Annotated in this window: 16 protein-coding genes and 2 tRNA genes; 4 read left to right on the top strand and 14 right to left on the bottom strand. The window is 36.3% G+C overall.

Features of this window, described 5'->3' with window-relative positions; translation table 11 throughout:
* Positions 1–153 precede the first annotated feature (153 nt).
* Together AC2JF7_RS05040 and AC2JF7_RS05035 are read right to left on the bottom strand one after the other, a co-directional pair.
* Positions 154–762 carry a hypothetical protein gene (locus tag AC2JF7_RS05040; RefSeq protein WP_500727603.1) on the bottom strand — a complete coding sequence of 203 codons (609 nt, stop codon included), beginning with the start codon at positions 760–762 and terminating at the stop codon, positions 154–156.
* Entirely contained in the window at positions 744–1,319 is a 576-nt protein-coding gene (locus tag AC2JF7_RS05035) for a hypothetical protein (protein WP_500727602.1), read from the bottom strand. Before AC2JF7_RS05035 ends, AC2JF7_RS05040 begins: the two co-directional genes overlap by 19 nt.
* Positions 1,320–2,234: 915 nt before the next feature.
* Here AC2JF7_RS05035 and AC2JF7_RS05030 point away from each other — a divergent pair.
* Entirely contained in the window at positions 2,235–2,363 is a 129-nt protein-coding gene (locus AC2JF7_RS05030) for a hypothetical protein (protein WP_500727601.1), read from the top strand.
* A 731-nt stretch (positions 2,364–3,094) separates the two neighbouring features.
* On the opposite strand, the gene AC2JF7_RS05025 is transcribed toward AC2JF7_RS05030, so the two are convergent.
* The 4 genes from AC2JF7_RS05025 to AC2JF7_RS05010 form a co-directional block, all read right to left on the bottom strand.
* Entirely contained in the window at positions 3,095–3,487 is a 393-nt protein-coding gene (locus tag AC2JF7_RS05025; RefSeq protein ID WP_500727600.1) for a hypothetical protein, read from the bottom strand.
* Between the two features lie 497 nt (positions 3,488–3,984).
* A tRNA-Gln gene (locus AC2JF7_RS05020) sits at positions 3,985–4,056 on the bottom strand.
* A gap of 10 nt (positions 4,057–4,066) precedes the next feature.
* Positions 4,067–4,138: transfer RNA gene (locus tag AC2JF7_RS05015), tRNA-Glu, on the bottom strand.
* Entirely contained in the window at positions 4,117–4,380 is a 264-nt protein-coding gene (locus AC2JF7_RS05010; RefSeq protein ID WP_500727599.1) for a hypothetical protein, read from the bottom strand. Before AC2JF7_RS05010 ends, AC2JF7_RS05015 begins: the two co-directional genes overlap by 22 nt.
* A 17-nt stretch (positions 4,381–4,397) precedes the next feature.
* Between AC2JF7_RS05010 and AC2JF7_RS05005 the strand changes: the two genes are divergently transcribed.
* The 3 genes from AC2JF7_RS05005 to AC2JF7_RS04995 all read left to right on the top strand — a co-directional run bounded on the left by AC2JF7_RS05005 (position 4,398) and on the right by AC2JF7_RS04995 (position 6,446).
* The gene (locus AC2JF7_RS05005; protein ID WP_500727598.1) at positions 4,398–4,841 is read left to right on the top strand and encodes a LytTR family DNA-binding domain-containing protein; all 444 of its coding nucleotides are present in this window, start codon (positions 4,398–4,400) and stop codon (positions 4,839–4,841) included.
* A complete protein-coding gene (locus AC2JF7_RS05000) occupies positions 4,838–5,293 on the top strand; it encodes a DUF3021 domain-containing protein (protein WP_500727597.1) in 456 nt (151 codons plus the stop codon). The genes AC2JF7_RS05005 and AC2JF7_RS05000 overlap by 4 nt, the downstream gene beginning before the upstream one ends.
* A 142-nt stretch (positions 5,294–5,435) precedes the next feature.
* The gene (locus tag AC2JF7_RS04995; RefSeq protein WP_500727596.1) at positions 5,436–6,446 is read left to right on the top strand and encodes a serine hydrolase domain-containing protein; all 1,011 of its coding nucleotides are present in this window, start codon (positions 5,436–5,438) and stop codon (positions 6,444–6,446) included.
* 31 nt (positions 6,447–6,477) lie between these two features.
* Here the strand turns inward: AC2JF7_RS04995 and AC2JF7_RS04990 are convergent, their stop codons facing one another.
* The 8 genes from AC2JF7_RS04990 to AC2JF7_RS04955 all read right to left on the bottom strand — a co-directional run bounded on the left by AC2JF7_RS04990 (position 6,478) and on the right by AC2JF7_RS04955 (position 15,163).
* Entirely contained in the window at positions 6,478–6,654 is a 177-nt protein-coding gene (locus tag AC2JF7_RS04990) for a hypothetical protein (protein ID WP_500727595.1), read from the bottom strand.
* Positions 6,655–6,882: 228 nt separating this feature from the next.
* Entirely contained in the window at positions 6,883–8,256 is a 1,374-nt protein-coding gene (locus AC2JF7_RS04985) for a glycosyl hydrolase family 32 (protein ID WP_500727594.1), read from the bottom strand.
* Between the two features lie 21 nt (positions 8,257–8,277).
* Positions 8,278–9,117 (bottom strand): PTS system mannose/fructose/sorbose family transporter subunit IID, encoded by an 840-nt coding sequence (locus AC2JF7_RS04980; protein ID WP_500727593.1) that lies wholly within the window; start codon positions 9,115–9,117, stop codon positions 8,278–8,280.
* Positions 9,118–9,130: 13 nt separating this feature from the next.
* Positions 9,131–9,934 (bottom strand): PTS mannose/fructose/sorbose/N-acetylgalactosamine transporter subunit IIC, encoded by an 804-nt coding sequence (locus AC2JF7_RS04975; protein WP_500727592.1) that lies wholly within the window; start codon positions 9,932–9,934, stop codon positions 9,131–9,133.
* Positions 9,935–9,948: 14 nt separating this feature from the next.
* The gene (locus tag AC2JF7_RS04970) at positions 9,949–10,434 is read right to left on the bottom strand and encodes a PTS sugar transporter subunit IIB (RefSeq protein WP_500727591.1); all 486 of its coding nucleotides are present in this window, start codon (positions 10,432–10,434) and stop codon (positions 9,949–9,951) included.
* Positions 10,427–10,837 carry a PTS sugar transporter subunit IIA gene (locus AC2JF7_RS04965; protein ID WP_500727590.1) on the bottom strand — a complete coding sequence of 137 codons (411 nt, stop codon included), beginning with the start codon at positions 10,835–10,837 and terminating at the stop codon, positions 10,427–10,429. Before AC2JF7_RS04965 ends, AC2JF7_RS04970 begins: the two co-directional genes overlap by 8 nt.
* A 121-nt stretch (positions 10,838–10,958) precedes the next feature.
* Positions 10,959–13,550 carry a sigma 54-interacting transcriptional regulator gene (locus tag AC2JF7_RS04960; protein ID WP_500727589.1) on the bottom strand — a complete coding sequence of 864 codons (2,592 nt, stop codon included), beginning with the start codon at positions 13,548–13,550 and terminating at the stop codon, positions 10,959–10,961.
* A 224-nt stretch (positions 13,551–13,774) separates the two neighbouring features.
* Positions 13,775–15,163 (bottom strand): MFS transporter, encoded by a 1,389-nt coding sequence (locus tag AC2JF7_RS04955; RefSeq protein ID WP_500727588.1) that lies wholly within the window; start codon positions 15,161–15,163, stop codon positions 13,775–13,777.
* Positions 15,164–15,180 lie beyond the last annotated feature (17 nt).

Genomic DNA, 15,180 nt, shown 5'->3' with positions numbered 1-15,180 from the left:
ATTAAGCGAGTTCATTGGAGACTTCTTTCTAGAATTAGGTTGGTAATTACATTCTATCAGAGAAGTCCAATGGACTTTTTTCATTTTCTAATCAGCGCAAGTGTTCAACTTCATTTTACAATTTACCTTTGTTATTGCATGAATAAAACTTAACTAGCTATTTTTTTGTTTAAGATATTGTTCGTAGAGATAGTTATCTTTACTAATAATATCCAATCCTACTATTTTACTGATTGCTATTGGTACATTTTGTTTAACTTCTGTTTCTGAATTTTCCCAATCATTATAATAACTAACTTCATCTAGGGTAACAGTACCATTAGCAACACTTAGCACTCTCCCACCTCTAGAAACTTCATGTTCAATTTCATTAAGCATAACTATCTTTTGGTGAAGGTAACAATACTCAAGGATACTCAATATAGTTTTTTTAGGCACAAAGCTATATTGTTGTTCTAAAGAAAAAGAATCATAATTTCCTCTTTCTTTTTGTAAATAAACATAACTTTCATATATTCTTGTGTACCTGGTATGAGTTAATATTTCATCAACATCTGATTTTGCATAAAGTGAAAAACCATCTAACGCACCGTAGTCGTCAACCGTTTCAAAGATGTAATATCCATCCAACTCGTCTATTAAATAGCCTAACAAAAAGCTATCACTATTACGGTGTTGAGAATAAACTTCCATCAAGTTATTGTTGCCTACATACTCATCTAGTCTCAATACTTTTTCAACTTTTACTTGTTTATTTTCCATCCTTTTTTACCTTTTTTCTTTTCATATCCACCAGAGCGTTTTTTTGTATGCCTGTCATGTGTACTATGCCTTGCATGCGTTCTATGAGGCTTTGCCTTATTGAACTTGTCCTTAATCTTACTATTATTTTTAGCAAATAATTGGACAGCCTTTTTGTACAAAGCGGAGCCAGCTGCTAGGGCCACTCCGCCTATAAGGATAACACCACCCGCAGTAAGAACAGCTTCACCTACGCCCGGAATTGCCATAGCTGCTACTGCTGGAGCAATTCCCACTCTTCTGACTCCAGTTTTCTTGCTATGTTTGATTTTCTTGGACGGCTTTACTTTTCCACCTTGTTTTAAGGCCTTATCTATTTCTTCCCTACTGGCATAATATACTACCTTGGCTTTATTCAGTCTACGTTCAAACTCTTTCATGGTCATCTTAATGCCATTAATCTTAACTATTTTACTCTTACTAGTCGCATAAACAGGTGTTATTGTTGGCGTTACTGCTGCGCCTATTAAACTAGCAGAAATTATCGCAAGTCCGATTTTTTTAATATTCAATTTCATTATTACTCCTAATCAAAAGTATTTGATGAATTATTATATAACTTTTTGCACCAAATCAATAATAAGAATTAAATTATTTAATAATATTAGATAAATGATTATAACCTAGCCGGTCGTGTTTCGCGACAAGCCTAATATATCATAATTAATGCGTTAAGCATCCCCCGCCCCCGTTGAGTCTGAAGAGAGCAACCACATAATGCTGGCTTCTCTTTCAAAAACTGAATTCGAAATATTTTAAGGGAGGGGGCTGTGGTTAATTTAATACTGGTATAAACCACCCGTATCACTTAAATACTTTGAAAGTATTTAGAACAGATACTGATTTGAAAGGATTATAAGGCTTTGAATTGTATAGAGCGTGCGCACACGCACCCCCTACCTATAATCTAAAGGGGTCTTTGAATTACCGACCCCTTTTACTAAGCTAAACTCAATGGCTGTGACCCATCGAGTCTAATAAACAACCTATACCGTAACGATTCGTGACGGTATTAATTTAGGACGCCCTAATTCAGGGCTCCCTTAAAAAGTCGTAGCTACAACTACACTCATTAGATATCTCTAAGTGGCTCAGACCCACTTAGAAATCCGTTATGGCTGTTAACCATTTCGAAATAAATTTAATTGACCACAACCAGCTCATATTTGAGCCCGTTAAGAGTTAATACCGGCTTCTCAATAACAAATTGTTAATGAGATTATGCCGTGGCCAAGAAGATTGCAGACCTGTACTACAACATGCCCAATCTATAATTGGATTTGAGGAACTGGTCAAAATCCATAATTGGTTTCTGATACCTTTAAAATAAAACAAATCGTTCAGAACGACCTGTTTATAGCCCAACGTAAAATTGCGTTCGGCTATTAGCCCAGCTCAATCTTGAGCCCGGGTTGCTACAGGAGAATCCAAAATTGGTTTTACCTAATCCCCTAACCGATACACTAATTAATGACCTAGTGTATCCCTACCAACTGGAGAACGTTTCGTTCACCGTCATTCGTGCTGTGGCCAAAGGGAGGTCCATTTTGGACACCCCTTGATATACCGACGCAGAATTGCGTTCGTTAATACTTGAGACTTTAAAAACCAAATCTGATTTAAAATTATCAGAGCTCACTTTTGAGCTTTGACTATCAGTCCCCAAAGTTGGGTTTTGAAGATGATAGCTCATTCTTGAGCCCTCCTAAAAACTAGAGGAGAACTCATTTTTGAGGGCTCCTAAAATAAAAACTCAATGGGATTGAACCATCGACTTACAAGATTTATCAGGGATGCATAATTTAGTTTTCCCCGATTTTGGGGAATACCTCCATTAGCTCTACAGATTACATTTTAACCAAACCAGTTTTGGATTGGTTGATATAATCGCTGCATACTTATACTAAAAAAAGGGTGCACATCATTTAAAAAGTGTGCAGTGCCTAAAAAGGCTATAAATCAACGATTTAGCCTGTTTTTCGTTAAATAAAGACCCTAGTAAATGCTGGGATTTGCTGGGATTTATTCCAATTAACAACCGTAGTTATAACTACACTTGTTACTCGTAGTTTTAAATCGCTCAGACCGATTTAGAACCTGAGAAAACCTGAACATTTTTCCTTAAGGTAGTCGTAAAACACGACACCCCACTTTTGGGGACTCCTAAAGACAAAACTCAATTCTGAGTTATGATTAATCAAAACGCAATTTTACGTTATGACCTATCAACGAACCCACTTTTGGGGGGTGGTTAAGTAATATATTTCAGAGGTCGTTAAACGCGACCTCTGTTTTATTTAACTAGCTTAATATATGGTTCAAGTCCTATTTGATTTTGGTATGCAGCAAAGTTTTCCATAAATTCATCTAAGGCTATCTGCTTTAATTCCCAATACCTAGATTGGCCATAGCCTATTTCTTTCATGACTGTTTTATTCAATTGATCCAACAGGTAAACACCAGTAAGTATCTTTCTAGACTTAATAGAGCATGCCTGAATAGCCTTACCAACACACCAGGTAACATTTTCAGCAAAGGTTATTTCTTCAGTGGCTATCGTCTTATCTATTGTAGTAAGGCTATCTACCCTATCAGCTGTTAAATCTCTTTTATATCTACCAGAATGTGCTACTAACCTGTCCAAATCTTGTTTAAAAAACACCTTTAGATTTTCTGTAACTTCCATGGGATGCTTCCTCCATATGTGCCCTATTTCGCCTTCTAAGCGTTTTAATTTATTTATACATAACTATGCCTAAAAGGCAAAGACAACGAAAGGACATGCTAATGTACCTGCTATAGATTTATAAAATCAACTATATGGGGATGCGCTAAGTTATCTGGGCATCCCTTTTTGGTATGTTCGGGGGATGCCTACATTCTTGAACGTGAAATTTTGCACCGATTTAGCTATTTTAAGCAAAAAAAGAAAGCCCAAAATGGACTTTCTGAGGTAATTAAACTATAAACTATTAAATCTCTGAACACTTGATATTATAACACTTTTCAGTGGCTAACTATACCAATTTTAGGATATTTTGACTAATCCACCATTGCCAAAAATTTTGCACCGAATTTTGCACCGATTGGGCTAATTTCAGTTAATTTCAGAAAATCACAGAAAACAAAAATGCCTTAGTATCAACACTTGAAGCTAGTTGAAACTAAGACAAATCACAAAAATTGGGATATCCGGGCTCGAACCGAAACATGCAGGAACCAGAAACCTGTGCCTTACCATTTGGCTATATCCCAGTGTTAAAAATCACCCGTACGAGAATTGAACTCGTAACTCCACCTTGAGAGGGTGGCGTCTTAACCATTTGACCAACGGGCAAAATCAACAGTAATTATTATGCTTGAATAAGCAGATATTGTCAAGAGCTTTTTCTTCCCATTAGAAGTTTTTACTGCCCTATTTGCCACTCTCGCTTTTGCAAAAAATATTATAGCATGACCCACTTTTAAAGCGCAATGGAAAAATTCAGCATCTGTTTTTTTACCATTTATGCTGGCAAAACGACCAATTATTCCCATTTTATTGGCAAAGCAGAACTGCTTTGCTATCTTTAGTTTCAAAGAAAGGAGGTTACCGTATGCTCATAAATCAAAAAGTGATTCCCCATCTAAAGGAGCTCTTCGTCACTGTCAACACGCCGCAAATTGATGAAAGCAGCACCAATCTTTGCCATAACTTAGATCAATTCGTAAATGAGCAAAGCATAATCGGCCACCGCGAAGGCCGCAAAAAAATTATTGCTTATTATGAGATTATCTCGATTCATACCCACGACAAGGAAGTCGTCTGTGAAACTCAAAATGGTGTCTACCGGCTTAAGGAGCGGCTTTACAAGATTAAGGAACTATTGCCCCGCAACTTGTTCGTACAAATTTCCAGCTCTGAAATCATCAACTTCAGCTGCATTCAGGAATTTGCGCTGACACGCAACGGCATCTACCAGGTCATCCTCAAAAACGGCAAGACCACCTATACCTCGCGCCGTTATATGCAAGAAATTAAAAAGGAGTACTTATTATGAAGAATTTTAAAACAGTTGTCAGTCGTTCTCTCAAATTCGCGCCGCTTGGAGTAACAGTTGGATTGCTACTAGCTATTAACTTCAGCTTTGCTAGTCACTCAAGCCAGTTTTACCCTTCTACTGAGCGTTTTGTCAGCCAGTTCACTGATCCTTTACAGGCAACCTTAGTCTCAATGATTATATGGGCCCTAATGGGAGCCATTTGGGGCGGCAGCAGCGTTTGCTTTGATCAGGAAAGGTGGAGCATCACACGGCAAACTGCGACCCACTTTTTAATCTCCTATGGCTTGACCATTCCTCTTGCTCTTCTGGCAGGCTGGACGCCCCTTGAACTTAAAATAATTCTAGACTTTACCATCACTTACTGTTCCATCTACTTAGTCATTTGGATCATTTCTATAACTCGTGCCCGCATAATGATCAAACAAATAAACCAAAAAATATCCAAATAATCAGTTTACTATGTTTTACAATCTGTCTTGAAGCTCATCCAACTTCAAGACTTTTTTTACAACAAAAACACCTCAATAGTAAAAAGCCCGTCTAAATTGGATATAATATAGCTAAGACAAATTTTACTGAGGAAAACTTTTCATGATTGATTATTCGACCACTCAAAACTTAATTGAAGCAATGGTATCTGAACGGATTGTTCCGGGAGTTAACTACACCTTTATTAGAGGCGAGCAAACATTCACATCAACTGTTGGCTTTGCCAGCAGCTATCCTACAGTCACCCAGCTTAGCCCTTTTGCTGAATATGATCTAGCTAGCCTAACCAAGGTGCTGATTACTGAAAATATTCTGCTCAAGCTTTACCAAGAGGGCAAAATCAACTTTACCGAGCCTCTCTGCGACTTTGTTCCTGAATTTAAAGACAAGCGCGTTCGTCTCTTTCACTTGCTTACCCATACCAGTGGAATCCAGGGTTGGATTGACCACCGCGACCAATTAAACCACGATGAATTGCTAGATGCTATTGTCCACTTGCCTGTAACGGAGGAATTTGAACACAAGATGCGCTATGCCGATACTAATTTTATTTTGCTTGGCCTGGTGATAAAAGCAATCTATGGCCAGCCCGTTCAAGAAGTTGGCTTAAGCGAAGTTATTGAGCCAATGGGCCTTAAGGATACAAGCTTTTCTCCTGAAAAGAACCGCTGTGTTCCAACCGCCACAAACCAAGGCGTTGTCTTGCAGGGCATTCCTCATGATCCCAAGGCACGCCAACTCGGCAACGATTGTGGCTCAGCTGGACTCTTTTCTTCTATGGAAGACTTGATCAAGATTGCACGGGGCTATCTTGGGCTAGACCGCCACATCTTGCCATACAGTCAAGACCTTGTTAGCCAGCTTTTTGACAATAAAAATCCTGCTGGCGTGCAGCCACGGTCCTGGGGCTGGGATTTACGCTTTGATCATGAATTTCATTACCCATTGATTTTGCATACCGGATACACTGGTGTCCTGATGCTTCTTGACCGAGTCCAAAAGTCGGGACTAATCCTATTGACCAACCGCATCCATCCTACTGGCCACAACCAGATTTTTCTCACAGTTCGTGAAAAAATTATCCAGAGTTTTTTAACTGAAAATGACCATTAAAAAAGCAACTTCATCTGAAGCTGCTTTTTTTTTAGCATTTTTTGTGACCGGGCATGAAATGATAGACTAGGTCAACTATGGCTTGAGCCAGCATGCCGCCGGCCATCCAGTACATCCCCATCATCATGTTACCTGTAAAGGTGTAGTAAGCGGTAATAGCGTAGACAATTACCCACAAAACTTTGAAATAAATATTATCACACATCATTTGTAATAAGCTCCCTTCGATTTACCCAATTATACCGTTTCTTTAGTGAAAATGGGGCGTTTTTTTAGTTATTTAATCGCCTGATTGCGGCTTTTTAAAAAGCAAAGTCAATGGGAGCTATCACTGCAAAATGTTTACATTCGTAAGCATTGCTAAACTTTTTACAAACTTTTTTGACCTGGCAGAGCATAAACTAGCATAACGGTCATTATGTAATTTAATAATCATTTAGCCAAGTTTAATTGTTCCATCAACTACTGCTACACTCAAACCTGAGTTTATATTTTTTTGAATTCTACAACTTAAAACCACACCATCAATTTCTACAACTGTAACTGTATCATCAACTAGCATCGTCAACTTATAATCAACATTGGGATGCAGATTGACTTGTCTAGTAAGTCCAATATTTAGCATTTGATACCAGCGCAAGTTAGGTGTTCTACGAACCGATAGTTCTTTCTTGCCAATATCAATATTAAATTCATAACCTTCACCAGTTTGAGAATCCTCAAAAAACATTATTGAAAAGCTTCTCGTACCTTTTTCAAATGAAATAGTACTCTCGAAAAGATAGTTTTTTAGTGGCAGGTTTTCTTTCAATAAAAGTTCAGTTCTTTTAAAAGGTGAAGTATGCATCCTAGGACTAGGAGTAATATTTTCTTCAAATGCTTTCTTTATGGTAGCAGGAATTTTAACTTTTAATTCACCACTTTTGCTTTGCTTAACCTGTAACGGCAATAAAGTTCCACCCCAAAGATAATTGTTCTCATCTTTTCCTGCCTCTTTAGACGGAACCCAGCCAAAAAGAAATCTCTCTTTACCATTTGTTGCTGTTCTTGCAGCATAATATGCTCTACCGTTAAATGTGTCTTGAGTTGGCATTGACCATGGGCCCATAATGCTTTTACTCATTGCATAATGCGTCGTTTTTTCTTCATCATATTCTGAATAAAGCAAATACCACCACTCATTTATTTTAAATAATTGCGGCATTTCAATCATCGTATACAAATTAGGGACCCAAAAGTCGCCCTTGAAGTTCCAATGTATACAATCTTTAGACGTGTAATACACCAATCTGCCATTTTTCTCTTTGACATTTGAATTTAAACGAGTCCCTAAGATTAAAAAATATTCTTGTGTTTGATCATTCCAAACAATATTAGGGTCGCGCCAATTATCTGCGTCATAACCTGCTTGAGGGCGGAGTTCTTCGGCAATACCATCTTTTTGCCAATCTATCCCATCATCACTGTGTGCTTGCATTAAAACCTGAGAAGGACGATTTTGATTTACAAAGTTTCGATTATAACCCGTATAAAAAGCACGTAATTGTCCAAAGTTATTTTCAAACACGCTTCCAGCATAAATAAACTGATCATTGGAATCCTCTTTACCTCTTTTTAATACTTCACCATAAGTTCGGTACTTTACAAAGTCTGCTGTAGTTGCAAGTTCCCAACCAAAAGGTTCACCAAAAGGAACTGGATTCCTTGTATCTTTTTGAAAGTATAAGTAAAATAAATGATTTTTTGGATTGTAAAATGGCATACAGTCGCCAAAAAAGCAGTTATTGGGTCTAAATAAATATTTTTCCATAAACTTTTATTCCTTACTTTATTAAAAAATCTTTAGTGCGCTTAAAGCAAAAGAAAGAATGACCATTAACAAAATAATTTTGTTTGCACTAACTTTTTTCTTGATTAAAAAGAATGTTACCAGTGTCACGGTCAAAGGAATTATACCCAACATTATTTGGTCTAAAATCTGCTGTAAATCAAAAGTCATACTGCCCATTTTGAATTTTAAAATGGTTTTCAATGTCACAGTATTAAACGTCATTGCTCCAACCATAATCATGCCTAAGATACTAGCTGACTTAGTAATGATTTTCATAAAGCCATTTTCATATGCCTTTTGAATAAAATCTCCACCTAAGCTATAACCATATTTAAGACCGTAGTATCTTGTCATTAAATTGGGAATATTATAAATAACCAAAAACAAAATAGGCCCAAGTATATTACCCGCCTTGGCCAAACTAATACCAATTCCCGCGGCAATTACTCTAATTGTTCCCCAAAAAAGTGAATCTCCAATTCCTGATAAAGGGCCCATCAAGCTAGCTTTAACTGCATTTATTGAACTGGGATCAAAATCAGAAATCTTTGTATTCTGTTCCTCCATACTTACTGAAATTCCCATTGGGAACGGAGCAATGGCAGGCGTAATGTTGAAATATGCTAAGCCACGCTTAAGAGCAGCAATACGCTTGCTTTTGTCCTCTGGCTTAGGATATAGCTTTCTTATAAAAGGCAAGATCATATAAAGCGCACCAACACCTGCACCATTAATATAATTCCATGAGCCTTGCAACAAAAATGAACGCCAAAATATTTTCCTAAATGTCTTTTTGTCCATTATCTGATTTTTAGTAATAGCTTCTTTACCTTTAGTCATTGAAAAAGTCCTCCTATAATGAGTCATTACTATTTTTACTATCTTGCGTAGTGGATGATTGATTTACTACCTTCACGTTTTTAACGTCTAAAATACTTTTATCAATAGAAGCAAGGATAACTGCTATAATTATCCCAATTAATGCCACAGCAATAATCGGCAACTTTAAATAACAAGAAAGTAAAAATCCTAATAGTAAATAAACCATATTGCCCTTTTCATAAATCATATTTAGCAAAAGAGCAATTCCTAATGCAGGTAACATCTGTCCTAGAATAGTTAATCCATTCATTATGACTGGTGGAATTGAATGAACTAATGTAGAGATAGAACCTGAACCTAGATAAATACCTAGAAAACCAATAACTGCATAAACTAAAGGACCACCAATAATACTCAAGTATTGAAGTCTTTCAATAGCTTTAGTTTTATCTTCTTCTGCATATTTTTCAAAGAAAGTTAGTAGTAATCCTCGAACAAAGATTACTAATTGATTAACAAATACTGCTAACAAGCTAATTGGCACAGCTAGTGAAAGTGCTACTTCAACTCCTTGATGATTCAAAATAGCAAACGCTGTCCCAAATATTGAACCGGTCATTGAATCAGACGGCATAGCACCCCCAATGCCACTAATTCCTAAGAAAATCACTTCTAAAGATGCACCCATTACAATGCCTGTCCTTAAATCTCCTAAGGCCAACCCTACTAACATCGACATTACAAGAGGCCGCCTAATCATTGGATCAGACATCCCACAATCGGAAAAATTTCCGATAAACATAATAAGTGCCACCCATAAAGCTGGTATAAGCATATTCTTACCTCCTTTTAAATCAAACTAGATAACAAAATATCAGGATCTGTTGGTACAGGCTGTATATTGACTTTAATTTTAGTAGCAAGTAAGTCCTTTAAAATGGCTTCATCTTTTTCAGTAATAAAGATATTTTTACTCAATTGCTTTTTACCTTCCATACTTTCTGTACCAACACGACCGTAATTGCCCAAATTAATCTTAGGTATATTTGGAACTTCTTTAACAATTCTTAGTGCATCTTCAGGTTTGTTAACAACAACCATGATTTTTAATTTGGCTGATTTAGGATTGTTCATTAACTGAGTAGCCTGATCAACACTCACAAAAAATGGTTTGATACCATCTGGCACAGACATTTTTAAAGCCATAATTTGCACTTTGTTACCTAAAATTTCATCATTCGCAACAACAATACGATTTACTCCTAAATATCGCGACCACACCACAGCCACCTGACCATGAATTAGCCTATCGTCGACTCTTAGCAAACTAATCAAAGAAATCATCCTCCTGTTCATCTTCAACTACTTCAATTCTTCTAATTGTTTCTTTTCCAGCTTTAATGCTCTTTTCCAAACAACTATCAATATCATCTTGATTTAAAATCAAATTTAGTGCGAGCATGGTATTCATTCCTGAAACCAGGTACACATTACTTTTTCCGAGAAAGCTCAAAAGCATAGTATTTACACTGCCACCTGGAAAATCAGAAATTAATATAATTTCGTTAATTTTATTTTTTTTAATGAATTCCTGGATTTTTTCCTTTAAAATTGTTGGACTTTCTCCATCATTCATACAAAAAGCATACAAGTTTTCTTGTTTTCCACTAATCATTTCAATTGAATTTTTTATGCCATTAGCCAATGATCCGTGACTAACTAAAACAAATTTTCTCATTTTTTCACCTCCTAATATTACTATTAACTTAATAGCAAAAATCATACCAACTTGCTATTAGCAAGCCTTAACTTCACCAAAAAAAAAGGAAGTGCATTTTTTAAGCACTTCCTTAAGCAATTCAAAATTTTAAATTGCTTCTAAAAATCTCATATATCAACGATATTTCATAGTCTTTAATTTTTATATTATATTCAGTCTCAAGACTCCGGAAAACGTTTTGAGCAATCAAATTAAATTCTTTTTCTTTAGGCGTAGCATATTCTTTCTTTGGTCCGCTTTTAGTATTATTTAATCTATTGCTATCGAGCATCAAACGTTCCAACATAAGAGCAATATGCATATAAAGACTCAACTTGAATTTATTGTCTAAATTTAAATGATAAAATTGCTCTAGTTTTTCTACAATTTTTTGTATTTCAGGTAAAACGACTTCTGGATTTAGAAATCGCAATCTATCCTTAACACCACCAATAGTAAAAAACTTAAGTAATTCATTGATTAATATGTTGATTGTCTTATCTGCTTCTCCCATTTCTCTCAAAAGTTGATGGAACCTGCTAGACCCATCTTTGTCCATAATATCGTAAATGTTTAAAATGCATATTCCTTTTTGCTCAACTATATCATTGGTGGTTAATATTAAGTTAGTGTTTTTAAAATAGTTAATATCATGTCCATGAAGTGTTTCTCTAAGATCTTCATAATCCATAGTAATTATTTCAATATCACTTTTTAAAACCCTCTGCATAATTTTTTTAACTTCTTCAGAAAGTCCAACACCAGACATACACGATACAATAATGTTAGACTTTTGTGAGATTCCTTCATAATATTGAATTTTCATTGTATTAGGATAATTTTCAGCTTTTTCAGCAATCTTTTTAAAGCTTGTATTTTGCTGGATTTGCAAGCCGAGATCAAGAGCAATTGCAGTTGTCAAATTATTTATAACTAGCAGGTCACTATGTAGCAAAGCTTTAACATCTTTATATAAACTGCTTAATGACCCCATATCAAATAATAAAATTGTTCCATCATATTTACGATTCTGCTCTTTTATATACTGATTAATTTGTTGGACAATTTCTGTATTAGAAACATCGATTGGCATATCAAATGCCTCAAAAATATAGTTTCCACATAATTGGTTGACAATCGAACAAATATTTGAAGCGACAGCTCCACCATGACAAACCATAATTCCTAGTAGATTTTGTTGTTCCACTTTAAAAGCAATTTCATCAAAGGTCATGTATAAAAGAGCAATAATCAACCAATTATCGTCAATATCAATTTTAAGAGCTTGTTTAACTTGTAGACACAAGTATATTGTTCGTGGATAATGTGTTTTTGCACTTTCCACAATCTTCGCAGCATCCGGTAATTCCGCTTGTTTTTGGATAATTGACAAAAAAGTTGCAGTTTGCTTAATTTTATCCTTTTGTAAATATTTTGAAACACCATATTTCAAACTCACTTTTTCAATTGCAAGATTAAGTTGATTGAAAAGAAAATCAGCAAAGTCAACCTCCAGCATTAAAATGCCTGCGGTTTGTTGAAGATCGCGTAAAAACTGGTTCATAACTAAAGTTTGATCTGCAATACTATGATTGCTTTTTTCGTTTTTGCTCAACGTGCTTATCAATGTGCTTAATTTCTTTTCTAGATCTAACTTAGCGCTATGAAGTATAAAGTTTGCTTCTGTTTTCTTTATTAGCCAATAATCGCATTTTTCATTTTCTGTGCCTACTTCTAAGAGATTAGTGTCTGTGTTCAGACTGAAGCTATCAGCACAAAGTAACTTTACTTGATTTTCCAGAGAACCAACATTTCCTATTTGGTCAGTATTAAGCAAGTCCTTAACTACTTTATATGATACTTTGATATCTTGTTGTATTCTTCTAGCTTCTCTCTTAAAAAAGAGTTCGATTAGTTCGCATTTTTCAACAAGTGGTCTTTCAGAAATTGAAGTTAATGTGACATGCAGAGGAACACGGCGTCGAAAAGTTCTTAAAAGCTTGTTTTCGATATTTTCCGTAGTAGCAAAAATAAACCGTACATTGACATGTTTAAAATGTTCATTCTCACCAAGTGGATAAAAGTTTCCAGAATCAAGCAACGCAAATAATTTTTCCTGACTTTCACGAGGAAGACGATGGATTTCATCTAAAAACAAATATCCCCCATCAGCTTGGTCTACCAGCCCTAGCCTACCACTATCTGCCCCAGTAAAGGCACCTTTTTTGTATCCAAAGAGCACCGAGGACAAGAGTTCAGGATTATTTGCATAGTCAGCACAATTCAAAACAACAAAATTAGCTTGCTCAGTAATTACTCCCTTTTGCTTGGCATACTGATAAATTAATGATGCTAAATAACTCTTACCAGATCCAGAAGGTCCAGTAATAATCAAAGGGAAGCCATGTGGAGGATAGTTTACAGCTGACTTACATTTATCTACTACTTTTTTTAAACTTCTGTTTGACCCAATCATATTTTCAAATACATCCGTATCAGATGATATTTGCCAATATACGGGCTTAGTTCCTTTTTTAATTAGTACTCCTTCTTTATATAATTGAGAGAGGTATAAACTAATTACTCCACGTGAAAGTTTCATTGCACTAGCAATATCTTGTGTTGAAACCTTTGTCTTGTTTTGCAGCATTTGCTGGATTTGTTCGTAAACTCGATACTTAGCTTTGACCAAAAAAGTGCTCCTTTCTATCAAATTAACCGCTTACTTGTATTTAACCACATTTGTAATTCTTTCCCAAGTTGCTTCAACAAATAATTAGTCTTGATAAAAGTACAAGTTATGAAATTAATCCACATTACTTCAAATATTTTTCGTGAATTGTTATCTTTTGCTTTGAGCTGTTTAATATTGAGTATCTATTTTAAATTAATCGTGGTATAGATATGATTCTTAATTTATTTAGCCCTTTTTTCCAGCCTGAAAAGATTAAGGTAGCTAAGGAGAATTACTACACTAACAATGCTTAAAAACAAGTAGGCAACCTGGGTTCCTTGGGCCGTGAGCGCTGCATAATTGCCGGGCCTTTTTTGCCATGCAGAGATAATTGTACTTGTCACGGTCGTACCCATTGAACCAGCGTACTGTTGACCAGTTTGAAAAACAGCTGTTGCATCGGTGTGCAAGCTTGCTGGCTGCAACTTTGAGGCCTCTGCCATCGTGTTATTAAAGGCCATTTGCCGGCCAGTAATCATGAGACTGTAAAAGAAACCCACCATCACCGTTGGGATGTCCAAACTAAAGATAGCAAACAAGACACATGCTAGTAGACAAAAAAGAGTGCCGGTAATCAACGGTAGCGGGGCACCTTTTTTATCATAAAGGTGGCCAAACCAAGGATTCAAAATTCCGCTCAAGATACACCCTGGCAACATGACTAAGCCACCAACTAGAGAACTGGTATGGTTGACAATCTGCACGTAATTGGGAATGACAAAGCTGGTGCCAATATTGATAAATTGCAGCAAAAGATAAGAGATCATCGCAAAAATAAAGGGCTTATTCTTAAAAATCTCTAGCTTAATTAGCTTTTTCTTGCTAGATCGTGCTAGCCGAATGAAGGCTAAGACCAAGATGGCCACTATTACCATGCTGATCCAAAAGCCCAAATCGCCCAGTCCATTGCTGATCCGATTGAAGCCCAGATTAAAAATCACCATTGCACTAGCCAGCACAATGTAACTCAGCCAATCAAATTGGGGGTGGCTTTTTTCATGATACTGTTCAACAGTTACAAGGCCCATGAGCAAAATTACCACTGCCAAAACTACTACACTAAAAAAGATCATTGGCCAACCAAAATAATAAACGACCGAGCCCCCAAATGTTGGACCTAAAGACGGTGCCAAAATAATCACAAGTCCAGTCAAGCCCATGTAAAAGCCCCACTTATCTTGAGGCATCAACTCTACCACCAGGTTAAACATCAAGGGAATTGACAAGCCCGCACCTATTGATGAAATTAACCGTCCAGCCAGCAAAATCCAAAAGTTGGGAGCTAAGCCAGCAACTACTGATCCAATAATAAAAGTAATGGCAGCAGTCAAAAACAACTCCCGTGCTGACCAGCGTTCATTTAAGTAAGAACTTGCTACCATGATAATCGCAATCGTCAATAGGTAACCAGTTGTTGTCCATTGGACCAGCCCCAAGCCAATATGAAATTGCTTCATCAATGTTGGAAAGGTAACATTCAAACTAGTTTCGGTCAAAATCGATACGAAGGCCATAAGGGCACAACTAATAATTGCCAAAACGTGCTTGGTCGTTACAGTTTTTTCTTCCATATGTTATCTCCTCCATA

The sequence above is a fragment of the Lactobacillus sp. XV31L genome (assembly GCF_059900865.1).
The sequence above is the reverse complement of the archived record's forward strand: the minus strand, read 5'-3'. Positions and strand labels throughout refer to the sequence as shown.

Coding starts and splice junctions, on each gene's coding strand:
- AC2JF7_RS05040 (WP_500727603.1), bottom strand. CDS start 762: ATGGAAAATAAACAAGTAAAAGTTGAAAAAGTATTGAGACTAGATGAG.
- AC2JF7_RS05035 (WP_500727602.1), bottom strand. CDS start 1,319: ATGAAATTGAATATTAAAAAAATCGGACTTGCGATAATTTCTGCTAGT.
- AC2JF7_RS05025 (WP_500727600.1), bottom strand. CDS start 3,487: ATGGAAGTTACAGAAAATCTAAAGGTGTTTTTTAAACAAGATTTGGAC.
- AC2JF7_RS05005 (WP_500727598.1), top strand. CDS start 4,398: ATGCTCATAAATCAAAAAGTGATTCCCCATCTAAAGGAGCTCTTCGTC.
- AC2JF7_RS05000 (WP_500727597.1), top strand. CDS start 4,838: ATGAAGAATTTTAAAACAGTTGTCAGTCGTTCTCTCAAATTCGCGCCG.
- AC2JF7_RS04995 (WP_500727596.1), top strand. CDS start 5,436: ATGATTGATTATTCGACCACTCAAAACTTAATTGAAGCAATGGTATCT.
- AC2JF7_RS04990 (WP_500727595.1), bottom strand. CDS start 6,654: ATGATGTGTGATAATATTTATTTCAAAGTTTTGTGGGTAATTGTCTAC.
- AC2JF7_RS04985 (WP_500727594.1), bottom strand. CDS start 8,256: ATGGAAAAATATTTATTTAGACCCAATAACTGCTTTTTTGGCGACTGT.
- AC2JF7_RS04980 (WP_500727593.1), bottom strand. CDS start 9,117: ATGACTAAAGGTAAAGAAGCTATTACTAAAAATCAGATAATGGACAAA.
- AC2JF7_RS04975 (WP_500727592.1), bottom strand. CDS start 9,934: ATGCTTATACCAGCTTTATGGGTGGCACTTATTATGTTTATCGGAAAT.
- AC2JF7_RS04965 (WP_500727590.1), bottom strand. CDS start 10,837: ATGAGAAAATTTGTTTTAGTTAGTCACGGATCATTGGCTAATGGCATA.
- AC2JF7_RS04955 (WP_500727588.1), bottom strand. CDS start 15,163: ATGGAAGAAAAAACTGTAACGACCAAGCACGTTTTGGCAATTATTAGT.